The sequence below is a fragment of the Boseongicola sp. genome, from assembly GCF_057460485.1.
Window position 1 is genome coordinate 1 of the sequence record NZ_JBVCWP010000364.1, and the last position, 3,482, is coordinate 3,482.

Here is a 3,482-nt window from a genome sequence, read left to right on the forward strand (position 1 = left end):
CCGTCGACCGCTTCCGGACATGCGCAAGCGTCCCAGACGTCCGGGTCGATCTCGGCCAGACCGCCAAGTACAGAAATTTCGATGTCAGATGCGCTCATGCGTCTCTTCTTGCGGGTTGTTTCACAACTGGCGCGTACGACGTGCGATTCAAGCCGTCAGACGCGGCAGATAGCCTTCAAAGGTGATATTTTCCGCAATCAACCGCGCTTTTGCCTCTTGTTCAGACGATCGAATGGTCCAGCAGAGGATCCCTGCGCCGCGCGCCTTCAAGGCGCCCACACGACCACGATCAAGATCGTTGCAATCATGGCTGATAAAACTTGCCCCTACCCGATCAAAATCGGCAATCGCGCGCAGTCCGACCAACACATCCAGCGACGCGGGGCCACACCCCGGCGCAAAAGCGTCCGTCGTTAGTCCGCGCGGGATATCTGGCAGCAGCCTTTGCATCTCTGCCACGCTGTGGGGATTGAACGACATGACGGCGCATTCGCCGCTGTAATCGCGAAGATCTCGCGCCACGGCTTGCTCCAAAGGCCCCACATCGGTGCCAAAAGCCCCATCCTGATCCTTAATCTCGACCAACAACGGCACCTTGCCATCCACGAGGGCCAGAACCTCACGCAACGTCGGAATAGTGCCATCGGAGCCGGTCAACCGGATCGAAGTCAGCGCGGCTGCGGTTTTTTCCCGCACAAGCCCAGTCTCACCCGTCACCCGATCCAGCTTATAGTCATGAAAGGCCATCGCCTGCCCGTCAGCCGACAATTGAATATCAAGTTCAATGCCATAGCCGGCCGAAACCGCCGCCTGAAAAGACGCCATCGCGTTTTCGATACGACCGGCCCGCGCATCGTGCAGTCCACGATGCGCCAGCGGCAACCGGATCAGGGATTGAGGAAGCATGCGGGTCATTCGATCTCAAAAATACCTTCGATTTCGACAGCAACATTAAACGGCAATGCGCCCGCGCTTACGGCCGAACGGGCATGACGCCCAGCATCCCCCAATAGCGCCACCAACAAATCCGAAGCCCCGTTCACCACCGTCGGCTGATCGCCGAATTCCGGTGTCGAGTTCACAAACCCCGTCAGTTTCACAACGCGCTTCAGCCGCGAAATATCGCCACCACAGGCCTTCTTGGCCTGTGCCAAAAGCGCCAGAGCACAGGTCTGAGCCGCCTTCGCTGCCTCTTCGGCCGTCAGGTCTGCCCCAACTTTACCTGTGATCAACCCGTCCGCATTCATCGACACCTGCCCCGAGACATAGACGGTGTTCCCAACCACCACAAAAGGCACATAATTGGCTTGCGGCGCTGGCGCATCAGGAAGCGAAAGGCCAAGGTCCGCCAGGCGTTGATCAAAGTTTGAGCTCATCTAGAATTTCCTTCTTTGGGCGTTTCGTACCGCAATTGCCGCAAAATCGCCCCTGTTTCCCTGCTATCAGCATGATTTCGCGCAGCCGCGCCTGTCTGGCAACACTTAACGCGCATTTGCGTGAATTTGTACTCCTACCACCTGTTCTTTAACTGAAAAACACATATGTATCCGCTTAATGTCTCTGCTGATTAAAACAAACGATTTGGTCTGATTTTGCTGCCCACACGTATTTCCCCAAAGCGCGCTTTGGCCATTGGCCTTGGTTTTGCGCTTCTTACCGCCTGTTCTGTACCGGAACCGGGCACTGATGTGCATGACCCATACGAATCCGTGAACCGGGCTACGCATTGGGTAAATGGCGAACTTGACCGCTCGGCGTTACGGCCGGCCAGCCAAGTCTATGGCACCTTGGTTCCAGGCCCTGTTCGCCGCTCGGTCGATAACGTTGCAGACAATCTCGGGATGCCCAGCGCTGTGATGAACAAAATCATGCAAGGGGACATTGGCGACGCCATCCACAACACAGCGCGTTTCGCGGTGAACACAACGCTTGGCCTTCTTGGCCTGTTCGACCCGGCCTCGGACATGGGTCTTGAGGCCCGCGACAGCGGTTTCGCCGACACGCTTGCCGTCTGGGGCGCCAGCGAAGGCGCCTATCTCGTGCTGCCGGTCTTTGGCCCGTCAACAGAACGCGACACGGCGGGTCTTGTCGTCGATATTCTGACCAACCCGATCGGCACGGTCCTTGGCCCAAAACTTGGCAGCCAAGCCGAAGACGCCAACCTCGACTTCACAATTGCCTCAACGCTGAATAGCCGCTTCGAGTTGACGGAAGCCATCGACACCATTCTCTACGACAGCGCCGACAGCTACACACAATTGCGCTTGTTTTATCTCGATTCGCGCCGTTTCTCGCTGGCAAGCACCTCAGACGACGCAACCGTCGATCTATACGGCGACCTGTATGAAGGATTGTATGATGAGTAACCTGACACGCCGCACAACGCTTGCAGGCCTTCTGGCGACGATGGGCTTTGCATCAAGCCCCGCCTTCGCTCTGGCCACAGCCGAAGCTCGTTCGTTGATTGACGATGTCGTCGCGCGGATCACTTCGGTGATCAATTCCGGCAAATCAGAATCCGCGATGTATCGCGATTTCGAGGTGATCTTTAACCGTTATGCGGACGTCCCGACAATCTCACGCTCGGCGCTCGGGCCCCCGGCCCGAAGTGCCAGCAGCCAACAGCTCAACCAGTTCTCTGATGCCTTCGCCGGATATCTTGCCCGCAAATACGGCAAACAGTTCCGTGACTTTATCGGTGGCGAGATCATCGTGCAAAGCGCGCGCCAGATGAAAAGCTTTCAGGAAGTGCAGTGCGTCGCCAAGCTTCGCGGCCAGTCACCGTTCAGTGTCACTTTCATGGTGTCGGACAGGTCTGGTTCGGACAGGTTCTTTGATCTTTTGATCGAAGGCATCAGCCTTTTGAAATCAGAGCGCGCCGAAATCGGTGCAATGCTCGACAAGCGCGGTGGCAATATCGACGCTTTGATCAGCGATTTGAAAAGCGCGGGCTAAGACCGGGGGCAAGCCATACGCGCAACCGTCATATGCCGTTTGCGCCCAAACCCTGGTCGCCGTTCAACTTCAAACCCTGCTTCAGCCAACCCGCGGCGGATCGCGCCCGCTGCCGAATACGTCGCGGCGGTGCCACCGGGCGCCGTATGCCGGGCAACGGCATGCAACAACTCCGGCTCCCAAAGCTCTGGATTGCGCGCCGGTGCAAAGCCATCCAGATACCACGCATCCGCGAGCCCATCCCACGCAGGCACCGACTGGCGTGCATCGCCTTCGATAATCTCCAAGACGACGCCCGGGGTTCTGACGGAAAGCCGCCCCTCCCCGCGCGCCGCTAACAAAGGTGCTGCAAACTCCGCCAAAGTCGGAAACACGGACAGCGCGCGCTCCATATCATCCGCCGCCATCGGAAATAGCTCAAACGACGTGAACCGCAGCGTGCCAGGCTTCCCAGATGCCACCCAAGCCGCCCATGTCGCAAGAAAATTCAGACCTGTGCCGAACCCCAGTTCGGCAACCTGAAACTC

Annotated in this window: 5 protein-coding genes; 2 read left to right on the forward strand and 3 right to left on the reverse strand. The window is 57.9% G+C overall.

Translation table 11 applies throughout. From position 1 onward, the window contains the following. Window positions 1-147: 147 nt before the first annotated feature. Window positions 148-915, reverse strand: coding sequence for a glycerophosphodiester phosphodiesterase family protein (locus AC221Y_RS22055; RefSeq protein WP_299754773.1), 768 nt, complete (start codon window positions 913-915; stop codon window positions 148-150). Beyond that, the gene (locus AC221Y_RS22060) at window positions 912-1,376 is read right to left on the reverse strand and encodes a RidA family protein (protein ID WP_299754770.1); all 465 of its coding nucleotides are present in this window, start codon (window positions 1,374-1,376) and stop codon (window positions 912-914) included. Before AC221Y_RS22060 ends, AC221Y_RS22055 begins: the two co-directional genes overlap by 4 nt. Window positions 1,377-1,592: 216 nt before the next feature. On the opposite strand from AC221Y_RS22060, the gene AC221Y_RS22065 reads away from it, so the two are divergent. After that, a complete protein-coding gene (locus AC221Y_RS22065) occupies window positions 1,593-2,366 on the forward strand; it encodes an MlaA family lipoprotein (RefSeq protein WP_299754767.1) in 774 nt (257 codons plus the stop codon). Beyond that, complete coding sequence (locus AC221Y_RS22070) at window positions 2,356-2,955, forward strand: MlaC/ttg2D family ABC transporter substrate-binding protein (RefSeq protein ID WP_486708452.1); 600 nt, start codon at window positions 2,356-2,358, stop codon at window positions 2,953-2,955. The genes AC221Y_RS22065 and AC221Y_RS22070 overlap by 11 nt, the downstream gene beginning before the upstream one ends. Here AC221Y_RS22070 and mnmC2 read toward each other — a convergent pair. Beyond that, on the reverse strand, window positions 2,952-3,482 hold a 531-nt coding region (mnmC2, locus tag AC221Y_RS22075), incomplete at its 5' end, for a tRNA (5-methylaminomethyl-2-thiouridine)(34)-methyltransferase MnmC2 (RefSeq protein WP_486708453.1). The genes AC221Y_RS22070 and mnmC2 overlap by 4 nt on opposite strands.